The 1921-nt window shown below is 61.7% G+C and carries 2 protein-coding genes; one reads left to right on the top strand and one right to left on the bottom strand.

Features of this window, described 5'->3' with window-relative positions; all coding sequences use genetic code 11:
* On the bottom strand, nucleotides 1-423 hold a 423-nt coding region (locus tag KA184_23090), incomplete at its 3' end, for an SUMF1/EgtB/PvdO family nonheme iron enzyme (protein MBP8132476.1).
* A 572-nt stretch (nucleotides 424-995) separates the two neighbouring features.
* On the opposite strand from KA184_23090, the gene KA184_23085 reads away from it, so the two are divergent.
* Nucleotides 996-1706 carry a hypothetical protein gene (locus KA184_23085; protein ID MBP8132475.1) on the top strand — a complete coding sequence of 237 codons (711 nt, stop codon included), beginning with the start codon at nucleotides 996-998 and terminating at the stop codon, nucleotides 1704-1706.
* Nucleotides 1707-1921: the final 215 nt, after the last annotated feature.

Genomic DNA, 1921 nt, shown 5'->3' with positions numbered 1-1921 from the left:
CGCGTCCGCGAAGGCCCGAAATTCCCCCACCGTCACCTCCTTCGTCGCCAGCCAGAATCCCCGCGTCAGCGTCACCGTATGCCGAGGGTGTTCGCCTTCGTGAAACTGCTTACTTTCCGCCTCGCCGCCGTACGTAGCGATGACCCGCTCAGGGCTCAGCTTCGAGCCCATCTCGAAGGTCCCCGCCGGTATCCACGCAAACTCGCCCCCCTCGAACACCCGCACCTCGCCCGGCTCCGGCTCCTGCGGCGGCGCCGGGGGCGCCACCACCACCGGCGGACGCGTCTCGCCAGCCCCGACGAGTACGGCCCACTTCTGCGGCGCGGGTCCGGCCGCCGTGCCCCCGGAACCGCGCTGCGCCGCGGCGCCGGCGCACGCCAGCGCAAGACACAAAAGACAGCGGATAAAGTGCCCCCGGTTCATACGTCTACCCTCCGGTAACGCACTATATATACCATGCCCGTGTCGCCTGCTCAAAGGCCGGGGCGAGGGCCATGCTTTTCCTGCGCGGGCGGGACGCCCGTGCCACCGTGCCATGGGCATCTTGCCCATGCACCTGGGCTGTCTGATGACTTGCACGGGCGGGACGCCCGTGCCACCGTGCCATGGGCATCTTGCCCATGCACCTGGGCTGTCTGACGACTTGCACGGGCGGGACGCCCGTGCCACGTCAGACATCATGTCCATGCTCTTCATCCTCCTTGAGTGACCCGCACAGGCGGTTTTCACGCATATGGTTCTCCGGTTGATGGGTTACCCACGGGGGAACTCTCTGCTGCCTTGGCAAGGCCCCGACACAACCGCTATGATGGACTGCGCGAATCAAGAGAGGGGGTGCCGCCATCCACTCGGGTTTGCAGCAGCGCGAACAGCGGCTGGTTGTGCGAAAGTGAAGCCAGGCGTGGCGAATGACTCCAGAATTGAGGGAACCAGAAATGGGCTATTTTCGTAAGGCAGCTCAAGTGACGTTATGGTGCAGGCTCGTCCAACATGGAATGTTCCGGAAGCTACTCCACTTCTACGGCGCCCTATGGGGCTTTGCGCTGCTCTTGACTGTCTTGTCGTTCGTTGGGCTCGAACGCTGGGACCCCGCGGCCGCCGAAGCTTACGGCGGCCTGGCAGGATGCGGACTCCTCTGCGGGATATGCGTATTGGGAGGTTACCTCGTTGGAAGACTGCTTGGGTCGATACCGGTCCTTGCTTTCTGCCTGTTCCTGCCGTCCCTAGTCCTGGCGATGCCCGAGACACCCGGAAACCCGATTGTCTGGGCCGCGCTTTGGAAAGGCCTGGGCGTCTTTCTTTGCTGCATTGTGATTACCTGCGTGCTCTATATGTTGGCGCCTCTGCCGTATTCATTGGTTGGCTACCGGGGCTGGCCGCACAGACGGGCAATGTCTTTTGTCTTACTGAGTTCGAGTTGCCTTGGCCTCTGGCTTCTCGCACAAGTTGTTGGCGATGTTCCACCGTTCTTCAAGGCAGCGGAAGACGGCCTGTCTCTAATGTTGACCGAGCGCGGGTGGCCGGCGGCAATATGCTGTTGGCTGTGGCTCAATATGGCGTGGCTTCTTTCCAACTACGAGGCCGAGGTTCTTCCACCGCTGCTGCGCCGCATCGGCATGTCATCGGTCCCGGACAGGTTGTCTTCGGACGACGGGTATATGCTCGAACACCTCATCCTGGAATTGCCCGATCATCCGGAACTGTAATGGCAAAAGAGACGCGCTGCAGGAACTCCAACAGTCGCGCCATTTCGGCAACCCCGACTTCACGTATTGCACCTTGACAGACGGTCTATGCGCCCTGTTTGGCGGGTATCCAGACGCCCCGCATCAGTGCCTTGAACAATGGCCAACTTGCCTTCTTTGCCAAACGCGTCACGGGACGCCGTCCAATCCCTGCAAATTCCAGAGGTCAAACCGGA

It is taken from the genome of Candidatus Hydrogenedentota bacterium (assembly GCA_018005585.1).
Taxonomy (GTDB): Bacteria; Hydrogenedentota; Hydrogenedentia; order Hydrogenedentales; family JAGMZX01; genus JAGMZX01.
Note: the sequence above shows the minus strand (reverse complement) of the source record. Positions and strands in the feature narration are given on the sequence as shown.